The sequence below is a fragment of the Streptomyces sp. NPDC052040 genome, assembly GCF_044548405.1.
GTDB lineage: Bacteria > Actinomycetota > Actinomycetes > Streptomycetales > Streptomycetaceae > Streptomyces.
Genome location: NZ_JBIUBV010000003.1, coordinates 368473 through 385512, shown reverse-complemented (window position 1 = coordinate 385512; position 17040 = coordinate 368473). Strand labels below are relative to the sequence as shown.

The following is a 17040-nucleotide window of genomic DNA, read 5'->3' as shown; positions in this document are numbered from 1 at the left end:
CCGCCCCGGACGCCGTCACCTAAAATCTCCCCTCCTGCCCGCCTCCCTTCACGGAGCGCCGCCGCCCGGACGGAAACCGGACGGCACCACCGTCACCCGTCCTCGCCGACGAGCCACCGCCCCGGAGGCAGCTTTCCGTGTCCACCCCGCCCGCCCCTGACCCCGCACCCGCACCCGCCCCTTCGCCTTCGGCCCCCGACTCCCCTTCAGGACCCTCGGCCCCCGCCCTCGGCTCCACCCCCTCCCCCTCCGCCCCCGGCCCCCTCGCCCGCGAGCGCGCCCATCTCGCCTCCTCCCGGGCCGCGTTGCGTGCGATGCGGGAGGACGCGGAGAACCTGGACATCAGCGATGTCACCGCGAACTGGGTCAACGCCGCGGTACTCGCCCGCCAGATCGACGAGCGGATCAAGGCCCTCGCCGACCTCAGCCACACCCCGCTCTTCTTCGGCCGCCTCGACTATCTCCACGCCCCGGGCGCCGACCGGGCGGAGGGCGCCGAGGGCGAGCAGTTCTACATCGGGCGACGGCATGTGCACGACGCCGAGGGCGACCCGATGGTGATCGACTGGCGTGCGCCCGTCTCGCAGCCGTTCTACCGGGCCTCCAAGAAGGACCCGATGGACGTCGGGCTGCGCCGCCGCTTCGGCTACACCGGCGGCGAGCTCACCGCGTACGAGGACGAGCACCTCTCCGACCCCGCCGAGGCGGCCACCACCAGCAGGCTGCTCCAGCAGGAGATCGAGCGCCCCCGCGTCGGCCCGATGCGCGACATCGTGGCCACCATCCAGCCCGAGCAGGACGAGATCGTGCGGTCCGGGCTCAACGGCACCGTCTGTGTGCAGGGCGGCCCCGGCACCGGCAAGACGGCCGTCGGTCTGCACCGGGTCGCCTATCTCCTCTACGCCCACCGCGAGCGGCTCGCCCGCAGCGGCACCCTGGTCATCGGACCGAACTCCTCCTTCCTGCACTACATCGAGCAGGTGCTGCCCGCGCTCGGCGAGCTGGAGGTGCGGCAGGCGACCGTCGACGACCTCGTCGCCCATGTCGAGGTCCGCGGGACGGACAGCGCGGCGGCCGCCGTCGTCAAGGGCGACGCCCGGATGGCGGAGGTGCTGCGCCGGGCCGTCCGCGCCCACGTGACCCTGCCCACCGAGGCCGTCGTGGTGGTGCGCGGCTCCCGGCGCTGGCGGGTGCCCGCCCATGAACTGGAGGAGATCGTCCGGGAGTTGCTCGACCGGGACATCCGCTACGGCGCCGCCCGCGAGGCCCTGCCGCAGCGGATCGCACACGCCGTGCTGGTCCGGATGGAGCGGGCCGGGGAGGCGCCGGACGACCGGGTGCAGGACGCCGTGGCCCGCAATGCGGCCGTGAAGGCGGCAGTGAAGGCGATCTGGCCCCCGGTCGAACCGGCCAGGCTGGTGCTGCGGCTGCTCACGGACGCGGACTTCCTCGCCGAACACGCAACGGGGCTCCTCGACGAGGACGAGCGCAAGGAGATCCTCTGGGCGAAGCCGGTGCGGTCGGTCCGCACCGCCCGGTGGTCGCCCGCGGACGCCGTCCTGATCGACGAGGCCACCGACCTGGTCCAGCGCACCCATTCGCTCGGCCATGTGGTGCTCGACGAGGCCCAGGACCTCTCCCCGATGCAGTACCGGGCGGTCGGCCGCCGCTGCACCACCGGTTCGGCGACCGTGCTCGGCGACCTGGCGCAGGGCACCACGCCCTGGGCGACCCGCAGCTGGCAGGAGGCGCTCGCGCACCTGGGCAAGCCGGAGGCGGTGGTCGAGGAGCTGACGGCCGGTTTCCGGGTGCCGACCGACGTGATCGCCTACGCCTCCCGGCTGCTGCCGCACATCGCGCCGGGGCTGGCCCCGGTGGCGTCGGTGCGGGAGAACCCCGGGTTCTTCGAGGTGCGCCCGGTCACGGACACCGCCGAGGTGGTGTCGGCCTGCGCCGAGTCGCTGCGCCACGAGGGCTCGACCGGCCTGATCGCGGCCGACGCCCGGATCCCGGTGCTCGCGGAGGCACTCACCGCCGCGGGCCTCGGCTTCCTCGGCCCCGGCGAGGAGACCACCCGGGAGACCCGGCTGACCCTGGTCCCGGCCTCCCTGGCGAAGGGCCTGGAGTACGACTACGTGGTCCTCGACGAGCCGCGGGCGGTGGTCGACGGCGAACCGGACGAGCGCACGGGCCTGCGCCGCCTGTACGTGGCCCTCACCCGCGCGGTCTCGGGCCTGACCGTCACCCACACGGCCCCGCTGCCGGACCACCTGGGCTGAGACCCGGGGGCCTCCCGGCGGGACCCGTACGGCACCTCCGCACCGCGGGCCCACGCACCATCGGCCCCGCGCCCGCAGCGCTATGCGTCGACGGCCGTGCGCCACTCCCGTACCGCGTCCGCCGAGACCGGCGCGGTCCAGCCTCCCGGGCGGGCCGCGCCGCCGATGTGGAAGGCGTCCACGCCCGCGGCCCGCAGCGCCGGAAGGTGGCCGAGGCGGAGGCCGCCGCCGACCATGAGCCGCTGGGTGTAACCGGGCTCGCCGCGCCGGGCGGCCTCGGCGAGGAGGACGGGCAGTCCCTCGTCCACGCCGTCGGCCGAACCCGCGGTGAGGTAGGTGTCCAGGCCCGGCAGGTCGGCGAGCTGCTTGCGCAGGGCGTCCCGGTCGGCGCAGTGGTCGACGGCGCGGTGGAAGGTCCAGCGGCAGCCGTCCAGCTCCGCGAGCAGCAGTTCCACGGCCCGCAGGTCGGGGCCGCCGTGCTCGTCGAGGAACCCGAGCACGAACTCGTCGGCACCGGCCGCCCGCAGCTCACGCGCGGCCCGGACCAGCGCCCGGGCGTCACCGGCCGCGAAACCGTCCCGCTGGCGGAGCATCACACGCAGCGGGACGGCCACGGCGGCGCGGATCCGGGCGAAGACCTCCACCGGCGGGGTGAGCCCGTCGGCGGCCATGTCGGTGACCAGCTCAAGGCGGTCCGCGCCTCCGGCCTGGGCGGCGACCGCGTCCTCGGGCCCGAGGGCGATCACCTCCAGGACTGCACGCGTGCTCATAGGACCCCTTCCCTCGGTGTGCCCAGGTGCTCCCTGGAGCGACTACAGGTCTAGTCCAATCCAGCGTACGACGACGGGCCGCCGACCGGGAGACGGCACCGCCGCGGGCGCGCCCCGCCCGGGGACAATGGGCGCCATGGCCGATCTCGACGCCCTGCGCGCACGCTGGACCCAGGCTCTCGAAGGTGCCCGGGAAGGGGGCGGCGGCCCGGATCCCGCCCCGTACGCCGAGGCCCTGCTCGCCCGCTGGCAGGAGCCGCAACGCCACTACCACACGCTGACGCATCTCACCGCGGTGCTGGACCACGTCGACACGCTCCAGGAGTACGCGGACGATCCGGACGCGGTGCGGCTGGCCGCCTGGTTCCACGACGCCGTCCATCTGCCCGACCGCTCCGAGAACGAGGAGCGGTCCGCCCGCCTCGCCGAGCGCGCGCTGCCCGAGGCGGGGGTCCCCGGGGACCGTACGGCCGAGGTCGCCCGGCTGGTCCGGCTCACCGTCACCCACGACCCCGCGGACGACGACCGCGACGGACAGGTGCTGTGCGACGCCGATCTGGCGGTCCTGGCCGCACCCCCGTCCGCCTACGCCGCCTACACCGCGGCCGTCCGCGAGGAGTACGGCTTTGTGCCGGGGGACGCCTTCCGCGCGGGCCGCTCCGCGGTCCTGCGTGAACTCCTCGCCCTGCCCCGCCTGTTCCGCACCCCCTACGGCCGGTCCCACTGGGAGACGACGGCCCGCTACAACCTGCGCTCCGAACTGGAGCTGCTCTCGTCCTGAGTGGGCGTTCTGCGACCTTTATCGGGTTGGCCCGGCCGCGTCGTGTGACGCGGACTTGTTGCCGTAGCCGCGGTGGACACACAGCAGCTGGCTGCTGGCGGCGTTCTTGTCGCGGTACGCGATGACCGCGGGGCCGGCACCACTGGAGTGGGCACCGAACTTCGTGTCGGGGCCCCAGAAGAGAATGTAGGAGGACCACCACAGCTGCTGGTCGTTACTGACGCCCCGGTGGATGCAGTACAGCCTGTCCTCGAACACGGCCAGGGCCGGCCCCTCAAGGCTGGAGTGGGCGGGCAGCTGGGTGTCGGCGGACCAGCCGGTGCCGTCGAAGGTGGCGTGCCAGAGCTTCGTGTCATTGCCCGACCCGCGGTGTACGCAGTGCAGCTTGCCGTTGAACACCGCCAGGGCAGGGTTGGAGGCGGTGGAGTGGGCGGGCAGCCGGTTGTCGGAGGACCAGCGGCTGCCGTCGAAGGTGGTGTGCCAGAGCTGGTTGTCGCTGCTTGCGCCCTTGTGTACGCAGTGCAGCTTGCCGTTGAACACGGCCAGGGCCGGGCCGACGGAGCTGGAGTGGGCGGGCAGCTGGGCGTCGGAGCTCCAGCGGGTGCCGTCGAAGGTGGTGTGCCAGAGCTTCGTGTCGTTGCCCGACCCGCGGTGTACGCAGTGCAGCTTGCCGTTGAACACTGCGAGGGCCGGGCCGGCGGCGCTGGAGTGGGCGGGGAACGGGACGTCGTCGCTCCAGGAGGAGCCGTCGGGGTCGTAGACGGTCCACCACAGCTGCTGGTCGCCGTTGCCGTGCCCGCGGTGCACGCAGTACAGGCGACCGTCGTACTCGGCGAGTGCCGGGTTGGAGGCGCTGTGGTGGGCCGGGAACTTCTGGTCCTCGTTCCAGCCCGTGGACCGCTCGAAGACCGTCCACCACAGGTTCGTGTCCTGGGTCGGCTTCAAGGAGACAGGGATGAGCATGCCCGGCGCGATCCACGGCGAGACGAGCTTGCACCCGTAGGTCTGGCCCACCTCCTTGATCCAGGCTGCCTTCACCTTGCAGAACACCTCGATGATCTGGCCGTACGGATCAGGAAGCGCGTTCCCGGCAACATCGCCGATGTACTCGGCGAGTTCACTGGCCTTGCTCGCGGCCTCGGCATTCAGATGGATCTCGAAGCCCCACCACTTCGTCTTGACGGACACTTCGGCACCGCGGGCGGCGAGTTCCCTAACCGCCTGTTGGGCCGCCGCGATCGCGGCGGCCGACGGCACGTACCCGTCAGCCCATTCCCCGTCGTCGGCATGCGCCTGCGCGGTGGCTTCCTCAGTGGTCATCGTGTGCTCCTGCCTGTCGTAGGTCCCGCATGACAGCGACGATCAGCATTCACGCGGATACTCTCTGCTGTCGATATGGCACACCCGTGGCAGGGCGGAACCAGCCACAATCCCCCTGCGGCTCAGCTGCCTCGCTTCGGGTGCGGCATGGCGCAGGCTGGGGTTCGGGCTCGGTGAGGACGCTACGGCCGACCAGGCGTTTCAGCTTGGCCCGGATGCCGCGGCCGGCCCCCTTGCGGAGGCCGGCCGGGGCTGTGCGGAGGCTAGATGTCCTCGCAGACCGCGTAGGCCTGGAAGCCGCCGCCGAGCAAGGCGACGGACGCCTGGGTCTGCCATCCCGTGGGCGCCGGACCCTGGGGGCCCACGAAGTTGGGAGTCGGCGAGTTCTGGATGACATTGAGCGTGGTCACGAGACCGAAGGTGTCGTAGCCACCGCCGGTCGCGACATCGCCCTGGTTGCACGTGGCCGTCGAGGTCACGCCGACGTTGATGACCGACGGAACGGCCTGGGGGCCCCGGATGACGTAGAGGTTGGGAGCCGCGCCCTGGGAGCCCTGGACACCCTGGGCGCCCTGCGCACCCTGAGCACCCTGGGTCCCGACACCCTGCGCACCCTGCGGCCCCTGTGTCCCGATACCCGTGTCACCCTGAGCACCTTGCGCGCCCTGAGCACCCTGCGCACCCTGCGTCCCGACGCCCTGAGCACCTTGCGCGCCCTGAGCACCCTGCGCACCCTGCGCACCCTGCGCACCCTGCGTCCCGACGCCCTGAGCACCTTGCGCGCCCTGAGCACCCTGCGCACCCTGCGCGCCGGGGTCGCCCTGCGCACCCTGCGCACCCTGCGTCCCCACACCCTGCGCACCCTGAGCGCCCTGCGAACCCTGCGCGCCCTGCGTCCCGGTGCCGGTGGCGCCCTGCGCGCCCTGGGTGCCCTGCGGGCCCTGGGTCCCGGTGCCCGTGGCGCCCTGAGTGCCCTGAGTGCCCTGCGGACCCTGGGTGCCCGGGATGCCCTGCGGCCCCGGGGTCCCGGTGCTGCCCTGGGTTCCCTGCGGACCCTGCGGGCCCCGGTCGCCGTGCCCGGGCACGCCCTGCGGTCCCTGGGGGCCGCGCGGCCCGCGGGGGCCCTGGGGTCCCTCGGGTCCGCGCGGACCGCGCTCGCCGCGGTCGCCCCGGGGGCCGTGGTCGTCGCGTCCGCCGTGCCCGCCGCGCTCACGACCGTCTCCCCGGACCGAGGAAACGCCGTTGGGCCCCGGAAGGCTCAGGCTGTGGTGGGGGCCCGAGCGCTCAACGGCGTCGGCGATGGCCACCGTGCTCGGGGCGACATTGAGCACCGCGGCGAGGGTGCCCGTCGAAACCAGAACGAAGGCTCTCGCCCGGCTGCGACCAATGGTTCTACGGTTCACCAGAAATCCTTCCAAGGGACAGTTCGAGTGGGCCGGCATTGCTGATGCGGCGAATCATTGAGCCCGCGTGATCGCCTCGAAGGACACCAGGTGCCCGGAATGTGACTACCTCCCTGCGGGCGATCCGCGATGCGCTGACTTCCGGCGCATATGTGGGATGTCGTAGAGAGTTGTGGATGGCGCCATTGTTCACAGATGGGCAGGCGAGAAGCGGAGAAAATCGGGTCCCGGGCAGCCGAAATCACCCGAGCGGCTGTGGGCTGCAATTGCAGCCGACCGGGACTGGAAGGAACGCCGACGCCCAACTGGCAAGCAGCGCAGGAATGTTCGGGGAAGCCGCAAAGAAAACACGAAAGGGACGGCTTCCGCATCTCGACGCACCAGGCGTAACGATTCTTTTAAAGAAGGCAGTCCATCCGCGACGGCGAACGGCCGCGCCCCGCCTCCCCCTTGTCCGCAGACAATCCCACGACGGGCAAGACGACTGTCGCACCATCGGTCACTCCCCTGCGGGAGCGGGCACGAAAGGGCGGAGAAAAAGATGTCGCACCGCGCCGCGGCCCCGGCCTAGCCTGCCTCCATGCGAAGCATGGGCGGGGAACAGGTGGAGCAGGCCGTCGCGAGTTGCACGGCGCTGCTGCGGGCAGCCGTGGACCGGGACTGGGAGGGGGTGAAGGCCGGGCGGCTGGACTGGAACTGCCGCGAGACCGCGGAGCACATCGCGAGCGATCTCCTCGCCTACGCAGGGCAGTTGGCGGGGCGGCCGCAGTCGGCGTACGTGCCCTTCGGCATCACGCTCGACGAGGGCACCGGCGCGGCGGCCGTCCTGGACGTGATCGAGGCGACCGGCGCGCTGCTCGCGGCCGCCGTCCGCACAACCCCCCGCGCGGTGCGCGCCTTCCACCCGTACCCCTTCCGCAGCGCCAACCGCGAGGGCTTCGCCGCGATGGGCGTCGCCGAAGTCCTGCTGCACACCCATGACATCGCGGAGGGACTGGGGCTCGCGTACGAGCCGCCCGCGGAGTTGTGCGATGCCGTGCTGACCGGGATCTTCCCGCAGGTCCGGCCCGGCCCGGCACCCTGGCCCACCCTGCTGTGGGCCACCGGGCGCGGTGAGCTGCCCGACCGCGCCCCGGTGACGGAGTGGCGCTGGCACAACACCCCCGTGATCCCCGCCGGGCGCCTCACCCTGGAGGGGGTCTCGCCCGCGGCGGCCCGGGATCTGTCCCTGGGCGGTGACGGGGGGTTCGAGTGGATCGACGGCGGGCCCTTCGACGGCACCCGGGAGGCTGCGGGGATGGTCGTGGCCGCGTACGAACAGGGGGTGTACCGGCCGGAGTGGGGGCTGTACGTCCTCGTCCGCACGGAGGACGGCCGCGCGGTCGGCGGCATGGGCTTCCACGGCACCCCGGACGAGGAGGGGCGCGCGGAGATCGGCTACGACCTGGCGGAGGCCGCCCGCGGCCGGGGCTATGCGACCGAGGCCCTGCGCGCCCTGGCGGACCGGGCCCTGGCCCGGGACGAGGTCCGTTCCCTGTTCGCGGTGGTGGACCGGGACAACTCCGCCTCGCACGGGGTGGTCCTGCGCGCCGGATTCCGCCCGACGAGCGCGGCCGACGACAACAACGGCAGCGGCCAGGGCGACACCGGCGGCGACCAGGTGGCGTACGAGCTACGGGGCTGACCGGCGGGGCGTCACGACGACGGCAGGTCGCGCGTCGCCGCCCCCAGGGATCCCAGCGCCGCGACCGTCACCCCCGCCTTGCCGCACACCCAGTGCGGATCGGGGCCGAGTTCCGGCTCGACATCGAGGGCGTGCGGGTCGCCGGAGCCGCAGACGGGGCACAGCGGCCAGCGTCCGTAGCGCTCCAGCAGGGCGTCCTGCACATCCTGGGCGACCAGCCCCGCCACATAGGCCGCGCCCTCCGGCCACTGCTCGACCCACCAGCGCCGCTGGACGACCGACTCCTCGACCAGGTTGACGACATCCGCCTGGGCGACCTCGCCCGAGACCAGGTCGGCGAGCACCAGGGCCCGGGCCGCGTGCAGGGCCTGCTCCAGAGGACTGATGGGATCCATGCCCCCATTGTGCGCACTCTTGACCGGGCGGCCGACCAGAAAATAGCTTTCATGACGTGACCCAGCGCCTGAAGGAAACTTCCCCCGGCTCGCCGGGGACCGGTGCGACGGGGACCGGTGCGACGGGGACCGGTGCGACGGGCCGGGAGGCACCGCCCGCTCCCGCCGCGCTCGCCGCCAAGGTGCGCACCCTCGCGCCCTCCATGACCCGGTCCATGCAGCGTGTCGCCGAGGCCGTGGCCGGTGATCCGGCCGGGTGCGCGGCGCTCACGGTCACCGGGCTCGCCGAACTGACCGGCACCAGCGAGGCCACCGTAGTCCGCACGGCCCGCGTGCTGGGCTACCCCGGCTACCGGGACCTGCGGCTCGCCCTCGCGGGACTCGCCGCCCAGCAGCAGTCGGGCCGCGCTCCGTCCGTCACCGCGGACATCGCGGTCGACGACCCGATCGCGGAGGTCGTCGCCAAGCTCGCCCGTGACGAGCAGCAGACCCTCGCCGACACCGCGGCGGCCCTGGACACCGCGCAGCTCGGCGCCGCCGTCGCCGCGCTCGCCGCCGCCCGCCGTATCGATGTGTACGGCATCGGGGCGTCCGGTCTTGTCGCCCAGGATCTCGTCCAGAAGCTGCTGCGCATAGGGCTGATAGCCCATGCGCACAGCGATCCGCATCTCGCGGTCACCAACGCCGTGCAGCTGCACGCCAAGGACGTGGCGATCGCGATCACGCACTCCGGTTCCACCGGCGATGTGATCGAGCCGCTGCGCACGGCCTTCGAGCACGGTGCGACCACCGTCGCCGTCACCGGCCGCCCGGACGGACCCGTCACCCAGTACGCCGACCATGTGCTGACCACGTCCACCGCCCGCGAGAGCGAGCTGCGACCGGCCGCGATGTCCTCCCGGACCAGCCAGCTCCTCGTCGTGGACTGCCTGTTCGTGGGAGTGGCGCAGCAGACCTACGAGACCGCCGCACCGGCGCTGGCCGCGTCGTACGAGGCCCTGGCGCACCGTCACCATCCGCGCGGCGGACCGAAACGGTAGCCGTGTCCGTCCCTACTCCCGAGCAGTGCCGCACCGGAAAGAGCCGCGCCCGATGACCTCCTCGTCCTCCCCGCGTGATCTGCGAGCAGAGCTGGAGACCCTGACCACCGAGGCGTTCCGCCCCGAGCTGGCCGGGATCGACCGGCTGCCCACCCTGGAGATCGCCCGGATCATGAACGGCGGGGACGCGGCCGTCCCGGCCGCCGTCGCCGCACGGCTCCCGCAGATCTCCGCCGCGATCGACGACATCGCCGAGCGGATGGCCCGGGGCGGCCGTCTGGTCTACGCGGGCGCGGGCACGGCCGGGCGGCTCGGTGTGCTCGACGCCTCCGAGTGCCCGCCCACCTTCAACACGGACCCCGGCCGGGTCGTCGGCCTGATCGCGGGCGGCCCCGAGGCGATGGTGACCTCGGTGGAGGGCGCGGAGGACTCCCGGGAGCTGGCGGCCCGGGACCTCGGCGCGCTGGGGCTGACGGACCGTGACTCGGTGGTCGGCGTCTCGGCCTCGGGCCGCACCCCGTACGCGATCGGCGCGGTGGAACACGCCCGGGCGGCCGGTGCGCTGACCGTCGGCCTGTCCTGCAACGCGGAGAGCCCGCTCGCGGCGGCCGCCGACCACGGCATCGAGATCGTGGTCGGGCCCGAACTGCTGACCGGGTCGACCCGGCTGAAGGCGGGCACCGCGCAGAAGCTGGTGCTCAACATGCTCTCGACGATCACCATGATCCGGCTGGGCAAGACCTTCGGGAATCTGATGGTCGACGTGCGGGCCTCCAACGACAAGCTGCGCGCCCGCTCCCGCCGCATCGTGGCACTGGCGACGGGGGCGAGCGACGAGGAGATCGAGCGCGCCCTCGCCGCCACCGACGGCGAGGTCAAGAACGCGATCCTGACCATTCTGGGCCGGGTGGACGGCCCCTCGGCGGCCCGGCTGCTCGCCGAGAGCGACGGCCAGCTGCGCACGGCCCTGGAGAAGGCCGGGAGCTGACCCCGGCACCCGGACCTCAGCTCCCGGCACCCGGCACCCGCGGGCGCGGCCCCGGAGAAAGCAGGGGCCGACCCGGCACCCGGGTGCACGCCCCCGAACGCCCCTCGGGCACGCCCCCGGGTGGAGGAGAGCGGTGCCTCCGCGCGCGTGGCGGCCGGGCGCCGAGGCCTCTCGCGCCGCACGCTCGGCAGGTGACCCGTACTTCCCGCCCCGCCACCGCCGCCGCGCTCCTCCCGCTGGTCGGCGGCCCCGCGAACGTCACCTCCGTCGCCCACTGCATGACCCGGCTGCGCCTCGGCCTGGCCGACCGCTCCCTGGTGGACGAGGACGCCCTGCGGGCCCTGCCCGCGGTGCTGGGCGTCGTGGACGACGACACGTATCAGATCGTGCTGGGCCCGGGTGCGGCCGCGCGGGTCACCGCCGACTTCGAGGCGCTCCTGGCCACGGCGGCCCCCGGACCGGACGTCCCGGGAGCCGCCCCGGCCCCGGCGGAGACCGGAGCGGCCGGGGCGGAGGAGGGCACCCGGCACCGCACCGCCACCCCCGGCAAGCTGCTGCTGCGCCGGGTGGCGAACATCTTCGTCCCGCTGATCCCCGCGCTCGTCGGCTGCGGTGTCATCGCGGGCGCGAACGGACTGCTCGTCAATCTCCGTCTGCTGCCGTCCCTCACCCCGGCGCTCACCGCCGTCTCCTCCGGTTTCCTGGCCCTGATCGCGGTCTTCGTCGGCCACAACACGGCCAAGGAGTTCGGCGGCACGCCCGTGCTGGGCGGCGCGGTGGCGGCGGTCGTGGTGTATCCGGGGGTCGCCCAGGTCACAGTGGCCGGCACCCCGCTGGCCCCCGGCCGGGGCGGGGTACTGGGCGCCCTGGCCGCCGCGCTGCTCGCGACCCGGGTCGAGAAGTGGTGCCGCGGCCGGGTCCCACAGGCCCTGGACGTCCTGGTGACCCCGACGCTCACCGTGCTCGTGCCGGGCCTGCTGACGCTGTACGCCCTCATGTACGCGGCCGGAGAGGTCTCCTCCGCGATCGGCACGGCGGCGAACTGGCTGCTGGCGACCACCGGCGTCCTGGCCGGACTGCTCCTCGGCGGACTGTTCCTGCCGCTGGTGATGCTCGGCCTCCACCAGGCCCTGATCCCCGTCCACGCCACCCTCATCGAACAGCAGGGCTATACGGTCCTGCTGCCGCTCCTTGCGATGGCGGGCGCGGGCCAGGTGGGCGCCGCCGCCGCGGTCTACGTCCGGCTGCGCCACGACCACTCCCTGCGCACCACGATCCGTTCGGCCCTCCCGGCGGGTCTGCTGGGCGTGGGCGAACCCCTGATCTACGGCGTCTCGCTGCCCCTGGGCCGCCCGTTCGCCACGGCCTGCGTCGGCGGCGCGGCGGGGGGCGCCTTCGTCGGGCTCTTCGCGATGCTCGGCGACCGGGTGGGCGCGACCGCGATCGGCCCGTCCGGCTGGGCGCTGTTCCCGCTGCTCGCCGGGAACCGGGGGCTCGGACAGGCGGCGGCGGTCTACGCGGGCGGCCTGCTCACCGGGTACGCGGTCGGCTTCGCGGCGACGTACGCCTTCGGCTTCGGCTTCGGCGTCGGCTCCGGCTCCGGTGGAAAGGCCGCTCCGGACCGGCCGTCCGTACCGTAATCGCATCACGGCAGCAGACTGTCCTTGTTGACCCGCTTCACGCGCGCCCGCAGCACCTCACCCGGCGGCGCGGGCCCCACGGACTCGGGCGGGCAGTCCCACTCCCGTCCACCGCCCACGGGACGCAACTGCACATACCCGCCCACCCGGCCCATGATCTCGCCGAGCCGCCCGTCCCGTACGTCCACGCCGTACGCCCCGGACTCCGGCGCCCTGTCACCACTCACGCGTCGGCACCGCCGCTTTCGCCGCCGCGCAGCGCGGCAGCCAGCCGCGACGCCACGCCCAGATTGCAGCGGCCCAGATCGACCAGGGCATAGGGATCGCCCTGCGCCCCGGTCACCGGGTCGACCCGCAGCGACGGCAGGACGATCCCCACGTCGTGCAGGGCCGCGCGCAGCCGTTCCACGGCCTCTTCGGCCGTCCGTGCGGGTCGGTCACCCGTAGTCATCTCCATCACACCATTCCCTCCACGCTGAGTTTCTTTTTCACCACTCAGCGTGGCCGCTACACCTCTAACCTGGCCAGAGGCGGAGCATCAACAACGCCACGTGTGTGACAGGGAGTTGCCCATGCCCGGTCCGAAGGACCTCGATCCGTCGTCATCACCGCGTGCCTTGCTGGGCGCGGAGCTGCGTCACGCCCGCGAGCGGGCGGGCCTGAGCCAGACCGAACTGGGCGAGCCGCTGTTCGTCAGCGGCTCGTTCATCGGCCAGCTGGAGAGCGGTACGCGGCGCCTGCACCTGGATTACGCCATCCAGATAGACAAGCTCCTGGACACGAACGGCTTCTTCGAACGCAACTGCCGGGCCTTGGCGAAGTCCAAGTACCCGGACCACTTCGCGGAGGCAGCCGAGGCGGAAGCGATCGCCACGGGCATCAGGGAGTACGCGCAGATGCTCATCCCGGGTCTGATGCAGACCCGGGCCTACGCGGAGGCGGTGTTCCGGGCATACAAGCCGACGGCTCTGGACACCGAGATCGAGGAGCTGGTGGCGAACCGGCTCGAACGAGGCCATCTCCTCGACGATCCAACAACGCCGCTGTTGTGGGTCGTACTCGACGAAGCGGTACTGCGACGCTGCGTCGGCGGCGGCACAGTGATGACGGAGGTCCTCCAGCACGTCTCGAACCTGGCGCACAAGCACCGGATCATCGTGCAGGTGCTGCCCTTCGGCGCAGGGGCGCACGCCTCGATGACCGGCGCCCTGAAGCTCATGGAGTTCGGGGACGCACCCCCGCTCTCCTTCGTCGAGGGACCGAGCATGGGAAAGCTGCTGGACGATCCGGCGACCGTCACCCGCCACACCCTGACGTTCAACCTCCTCCAGGCTGCGGCGCTTTCGCCTCAGGATTCCCTGGCCCTGATCGAGTCCGTGGCGCAGGATTACGGACATGGAGAAGAGCACCTGTGAGTACGACGTGGCCACGGTCACCTGGCACAAGTCCAGCTACAGCGGTGGCGAGGGCGGTAACTGCCTGGAGGTCGCTCGCTGGCGCAAGTCGACGCACAGCGGCGGCGATGGCGCCGACTGCCTCGAAGTAGCCGACGGCTCCCCCGCCCTCGTCCCCGTCCGGGACTCCAAGAACCCCCTCGGCCCGAAGCTGGTGTTCCGGGCCGAGGCGTGGTCCTGCTTCGTGGACGGCGTCAAGCGCGGTTAGGGACTAGCCCAGCAACGGCAGCGCCGGGAACCCGTACCCCTCCCACAGCCGCCGGGACGCCTCCTCCGGGTACGGCGCCACCACCGGCTCGGCGTCCAGGATCTGCACCAGCCGCTCCCCCGGGTCGTACGCCGGCCAGCCCGGGTCGCCCGTCCGGGCGAACGCCGTCCAGGCGGCGCGGAAGCGGGACGACAGTGCCTCGGCCTCCTCCGAGGGTGCCGAACCCTCGAACAGCAGGAGGCCGAGGTCGGCCCCGAAGGTGCCGAACAGCAGCGGGATGTCCAGCCCGTGGCAGGCGCCGAAGGCGCCGTCGCTGCCGGGGGCGGGCCAGGTCAGCTCGTAGACATGTGCCCGTCCGCCGCCCGCCGTCTGCGCCTCGGCCAGGTGGAGGGTGGGCATCCGGAACACCCAGTCGGACTGGACCCGTTCGTAGAGCGCGGCGGGGGCGAGGCCGGGGAAGGCGTCCCGGTAGGCGCGCTCCCCGTCCGGGCCCGGCGCGAGCAGCCGCAGGGCCCGGCCCGTCTGCTCGTCGGTGATCCTGCCCAGCATGCCGCCGAGGACCAGGAACAGCTGGAACTCCTCCCGGTTGTGCCCGGTGAGCAGTTCCACGTCCCGGGCCGCGCCGGAGGCCAGCGCCTGCCAGGGGGTGGTGGGCAGGACCTCCCCGTCGACCACGGGCGCGAAGGGGGTCGCCGTGGGGGCGGCCTGGCCCCACCGGTCCTGGTACTGGAGCATCTTGGCGCCCAGCGTCTCCCCCGCGGCCGTCAGACTGCGGGGGTCCACGGCCGACAGCGCGGCGGCCGTCGGGCGCAGCCCCGCCTCCGCGGCGAGCGCGGTCCCGATGTCCCGGGCCAGTTCGTCGGAGAAGAAGGTGCCGGGGACGCTCTGCGCGACCGCCCGCCGGAAGAGGCCCGCCGCGCTGGGCATGGCGAGGAGCGAGGCGACCGAGCCCGCGCCCGCCGACTCGCCGAAGACCGTGACCTCGCCGGGGTCGCCGCCGAACGCCGCGATGTTCTCCCGCACCCACTCCAGGGCCGCCACCTGGTCCAGCAGGCCCCGGTTGGCGGGCGCGCCGTCGATCCGGGCGAAACCCTCCATCCCCACCCGGTAGTTGAAGGTGACCACGACGAGGTCGCCGTCCCGGGCGATGCGGCGGGCGTCGTAGCCGGGGCTGCCAGAGTGGCCGAGGCGGTAGGCGCCCCCGTAGATCCACACCATCACGGGGCGGCGGGCGGCCGGATCGGGGTCCGGTGTCCAGACGTTGACGGTCAGCCAGTCGTCGCCGAGGGGGATGTCGGCCCTGCGGGGGGCGCCCTGGATTCCGGCCTCCTGCGGGGGCGGCGGCCCGAAGGCGTCGGCCTCCCGGGTGCCGTCCCAGGCCCGCACCGGCCGCGGCGCGGCGAACCGCCCCTCGCCGACCGGGGGCTCGGCGAACGGGATGCCGCGGAAGACCGCGAGCCCCTCCTCCCGCCGCCCGCGCACCGCACCGGCGGCGGTGCGCACCACAGGACCGGTCGTATCGGCACCCGGCGCACGGGACCCGGACCACGTCATCGATGACCTCCACTGCTCGATCGCCACGGACGGCACACCCGCTGCCGCCTCCTCGTAACGAACAACGGGCGAGGGATGATCCCGCCGGACCCGGCCACCAGGGCACCGGGCCGCCGCGCGCCGAGGCCCCGCGGAACCGGGACGGCCCCGCGCCCTCCCGGTGGGTTCCAGGGGCGCGGGGCCGTGCGGTGACGGGGCCATGCGGTGACGGGGCCATGCGGTGACGGGTGCCCGGGTCGCCGGGGCCGCCGGGGCCGCCGGGGCTACCGGGGCTACCGGGGCTACCGGGGCTACCGGGGCTACCGGGGCTACCGGGGCTACCGGATCAGTACAGGGTCTTCAGGGCCGCCGCGTCGTAGGGCTTCAGCTCGTCGAAGCGGCCCGCCAGGACCTTGGCCGCCCACTCGGGGTCCTGGAGCAGGGCGCGGCCGATGGCGACCATGTCGAACTCGTCGGACTCCAGGCGGTCCAGCAGGTTGTCGAGATCCTGGACCGGGGCGCCCTCGCCCTGGAAGCTCTTGACGAAGTCGCCGTCCAGGCCGACCGAGCCGACCGTGATGACCGGCTTGCCGGTGAGCTTCTTGGTCCAGCCCGCGAGGTTGAGGTCGGAGCCCTCGAACTCGGGCAGCCAGTAGCGGCGGGTGGATGCGTGGAAGGCGTCGACCCCGGCCGAGGCGAGCGGGGCGAGGATCGCCTCCAGCTCCTCGGGGGTTCCGGCGAGGCGGGCGTCGTAGGCCTCCTGCTTCCACTGCGAGTAGCGGAAGATGACCGGGAACTCCGGCGAGACCGCCTCCCGCACGGCGGCCACGATCTCCGCGGCGAAGGCCGCCCGGGCCACCGGGTCGCCGCCGTAGGCGTCGGTGCGGCGGTTGGTGCCCGACCACAGGAACTGGTCGACGAGATAGCCGTGGGCGCCGTGGATCTCCACACCGTCGAAGCCGATGCGCTCCGCGTCGGCGGCGGCCCGGGCGAAGGCGCCGATGACGCCGTCCAGGTCGGCCCGGTCCATGGCCTTGCCGGTGGGCTCCTCGGCACCGATGCGCAGACCGGAGGGGCCGACGGCCGGGGCCTCGGCGAACGGCGGCTGGCCCTGCTCGCGGACCATGCCGATGTGCCACAGCTGCGGGACGATCGTGCCGCCGCCCGCGTGCACCGCCTCGGCGACCTTCGCCCAGCCCGCGAGCTGCTCCTCGCCGTGGAAGCGCGGCACCCGGTCACTCTGCCCGGCCGAGTCGTGGCCCACATAGGTGCCCTCGGTGACGATCAGTCCGACACCGGCGGCGGCCCGGCGGGCGTAGTACGCCACCACGTCCTCGCCGGGGATGCCGCCCGGGGAGAACATACGGGTCATCGGGGCCATCGCGATCCGGTTCGGGACCGTGAGGCCGTTGAGGGCGATCGGGCGGGACAGGATCCGGGCCGCGCGGGTGGCGGGGGGCGTGGTGGCGGTCACGTGGGGCTCCTCAAGGCTTGCTGACCGATTGGTATGTGCGCGCGCATTGTTGCACCACATAAAACAAACGG

The 17040-nt window shown here is 73.2% G+C and carries 16 protein-coding genes; 8 read left to right on the top strand and 8 right to left on the bottom strand.

Annotated elements, in window-relative coordinates; all coding sequences use genetic code 11:
• Window positions 1–314 precede the first annotated feature (314 nt).
• Entirely contained in the window at window positions 315–2279 is a 1965-nt protein-coding gene (locus ACIHAA_RS10105) for a HelD family protein (RefSeq protein ID WP_399815449.1), read from the top strand.
• Between the two features lie 80 nt (window positions 2280–2359).
• Here ACIHAA_RS10105 and ACIHAA_RS10100 read toward each other — a convergent pair whose 3' ends face one another.
• Complete coding sequence (locus ACIHAA_RS10100) at window positions 2360–3049, bottom strand: copper homeostasis protein CutC (protein WP_399815159.1); 690 nt, start codon at window positions 3047–3049, stop codon at window positions 2360–2362.
• A gap of 136 nt (window positions 3050–3185) precedes the next feature.
• Here ACIHAA_RS10100 and ACIHAA_RS10095 point away from each other — a divergent pair, with 136 nt between their 5' ends.
• Window positions 3186–3830 (top strand): hypothetical protein, encoded by a 645-nt coding sequence (locus ACIHAA_RS10095; protein WP_399815156.1) that lies wholly within the window; start codon window positions 3186–3188, stop codon window positions 3828–3830.
• 18 nt (window positions 3831–3848) lie between these two features.
• On the opposite strand, the gene ACIHAA_RS10090 is transcribed toward ACIHAA_RS10095, so the two are convergent.
• Together ACIHAA_RS10090 and ACIHAA_RS10085 are read right to left on the bottom strand one after the other, a co-directional pair.
• Window positions 3849–5150 carry a hypothetical protein gene (locus ACIHAA_RS10090; RefSeq protein WP_399815153.1) on the bottom strand — a complete coding sequence of 434 codons (1302 nt, stop codon included), beginning with the start codon at window positions 5148–5150 and terminating at the stop codon, window positions 3849–3851.
• A gap of 263 nt (window positions 5151–5413) precedes the next feature.
• Window positions 5414–6553, bottom strand: a complete 1140-nt coding sequence (locus ACIHAA_RS10085; RefSeq protein ID WP_399815151.1) for a collagen-like protein — start codon at window positions 6551–6553, stop codon at window positions 5414–5416.
• Between the two features lie 580 nt (window positions 6554–7133).
• Here ACIHAA_RS10085 and ACIHAA_RS10080 point away from each other — a divergent pair.
• Complete coding sequence (locus tag ACIHAA_RS10080) at window positions 7134–8237, top strand: GNAT family N-acetyltransferase (RefSeq protein WP_399815148.1); 1104 nt, start codon at window positions 7134–7136, stop codon at window positions 8235–8237.
• Between the two features lie 11 nt (window positions 8238–8248).
• Here ACIHAA_RS10080 and ACIHAA_RS10075 read toward each other — a convergent pair whose 3' ends face one another.
• Complete coding sequence (locus ACIHAA_RS10075; protein WP_399815145.1) at window positions 8249–8632, bottom strand: hypothetical protein; 384 nt, start codon at window positions 8630–8632, stop codon at window positions 8249–8251.
• Window positions 8633–8688: 56 nt separating this feature from the next.
• Between ACIHAA_RS10075 and ACIHAA_RS10070 the strand changes: the two genes are divergently transcribed.
• From ACIHAA_RS10070 to ACIHAA_RS10060, 3 genes are all read left to right on the top strand, one after another.
• Window positions 8689–9672: a MurR/RpiR family transcriptional regulator gene (locus ACIHAA_RS10070; protein ID WP_399815142.1), complete on the top strand. Its 984-nt coding sequence runs from the start codon at window positions 8689–8691 to the stop codon at window positions 9670–9672.
• 52 nt (window positions 9673–9724) lie between these two features.
• Window positions 9725–10660 carry an N-acetylmuramic acid 6-phosphate etherase gene (gene murQ, locus ACIHAA_RS10065; RefSeq protein WP_399815140.1) on the top strand — a complete coding sequence of 312 codons (936 nt, stop codon included), beginning with the start codon at window positions 9725–9727 and terminating at the stop codon, window positions 10658–10660.
• Between the two features lie 191 nt (window positions 10661–10851).
• Window positions 10852–12300, top strand: a complete 1449-nt coding sequence (locus ACIHAA_RS10060; protein ID WP_399815138.1) for a PTS transporter subunit EIIC — start codon at window positions 10852–10854, stop codon at window positions 12298–12300.
• A 5-nt stretch (window positions 12301–12305) separates the two neighbouring features.
• On the opposite strand, the gene ACIHAA_RS10055 is transcribed toward ACIHAA_RS10060, so the two are convergent.
• Window positions 12306–12527 (bottom strand): hypothetical protein, encoded by a 222-nt coding sequence (locus ACIHAA_RS10055; RefSeq protein ID WP_399815471.1) that lies wholly within the window; start codon window positions 12525–12527, stop codon window positions 12306–12308.
• Window positions 12524–12751 (bottom strand): hypothetical protein, encoded by a 228-nt coding sequence (locus tag ACIHAA_RS10050; protein WP_399815135.1) that lies wholly within the window; start codon window positions 12749–12751, stop codon window positions 12524–12526. The genes ACIHAA_RS10055 and ACIHAA_RS10050 overlap by 4 nt, the downstream gene beginning before the upstream one ends.
• A 121-nt stretch (window positions 12752–12872) precedes the next feature.
• Between ACIHAA_RS10050 and ACIHAA_RS10045 the strand changes: the two genes are divergently transcribed.
• A complete protein-coding gene (locus ACIHAA_RS10045; RefSeq protein ID WP_399815132.1) occupies window positions 12873–13715 on the top strand; it encodes a Scr1 family TA system antitoxin-like transcriptional regulator in 843 nt (280 codons plus the stop codon).
• A complete protein-coding gene (locus tag ACIHAA_RS10040; protein ID WP_399815129.1) occupies window positions 13696–13962 on the top strand; it encodes a DUF397 domain-containing protein in 267 nt (88 codons plus the stop codon). The genes ACIHAA_RS10045 and ACIHAA_RS10040 overlap by 20 nt, the downstream gene beginning before the upstream one ends.
• A 3-nt stretch (window positions 13963–13965) precedes the next feature.
• On the opposite strand, the gene ACIHAA_RS10035 is transcribed toward ACIHAA_RS10040, so the two are convergent.
• Together ACIHAA_RS10035 and ACIHAA_RS10030 are read right to left on the bottom strand one after the other, a co-directional pair.
• On the bottom strand, window positions 13966–15516 hold the full coding sequence (locus tag ACIHAA_RS10035) for a carboxylesterase/lipase family protein (RefSeq protein ID WP_399815127.1): 1551 nt from the start codon (window positions 15514–15516) through the stop codon (window positions 13966–13968).
• A gap of 325 nt (window positions 15517–15841) precedes the next feature.
• Window positions 15842–16969: an NADH:flavin oxidoreductase gene (locus ACIHAA_RS10030; protein WP_399815124.1), complete on the bottom strand. Its 1128-nt coding sequence runs from the start codon at window positions 16967–16969 to the stop codon at window positions 15842–15844.
• Window positions 16970–17040 lie beyond the last annotated feature (71 nt).

Excerpts from the sequence above, each read along its gene's own strand:
- ACIHAA_RS10075 (WP_399815145.1), bottom strand. The coding sequence starts at position 8,632 with ATGGATCCCATCAGTCCTCTGGAGCAGGCCCTGCACGCGGCCCGGGCC.
- ACIHAA_RS10050 (WP_399815135.1), bottom strand. The coding sequence starts at position 12,751 with ATGACTACGGGTGACCGACCCGCACGGACGGCCGAAGAGGCCGTGGAA.
- ACIHAA_RS10080 (WP_399815148.1), top strand. The coding sequence starts at position 7,134 with ATGCGAAGCATGGGCGGGGAACAGGTGGAGCAGGCCGTCGCGAGTTGC.
- ACIHAA_RS10040 (WP_399815129.1), top strand. The coding sequence starts at position 13,696 with ATGGAGAAGAGCACCTGTGAGTACGACGTGGCCACGGTCACCTGGCAC.
- ACIHAA_RS10035 (WP_399815127.1), bottom strand. The coding sequence starts at position 15,516 with ATGACGTGGTCCGGGTCCCGTGCGCCGGGTGCCGATACGACCGGTCCT.
- ACIHAA_RS10105 (WP_399815449.1), top strand. The coding sequence starts at position 315 with ATGCGGGAGGACGCGGAGAACCTGGACATCAGCGATGTCACCGCGAAC.
- ACIHAA_RS10090 (WP_399815153.1), bottom strand. The coding sequence starts at position 5,150 with ATGACCACTGAGGAAGCCACCGCGCAGGCGCATGCCGACGACGGGGAA.
- ACIHAA_RS10100 (WP_399815159.1), bottom strand. The coding sequence starts at position 3,049 with ATGAGCACGCGTGCAGTCCTGGAGGTGATCGCCCTCGGGCCCGAGGAC.
- ACIHAA_RS10045 (WP_399815132.1), top strand. The coding sequence starts at position 12,873 with ATGCCCGGTCCGAAGGACCTCGATCCGTCGTCATCACCGCGTGCCTTG.
- murQ (WP_399815140.1), top strand. The coding sequence starts at position 9,725 with ATGACCTCCTCGTCCTCCCCGCGTGATCTGCGAGCAGAGCTGGAGACC.
- ACIHAA_RS10095 (WP_399815156.1), top strand. The coding sequence starts at position 3,186 with ATGGCCGATCTCGACGCCCTGCGCGCACGCTGGACCCAGGCTCTCGAA.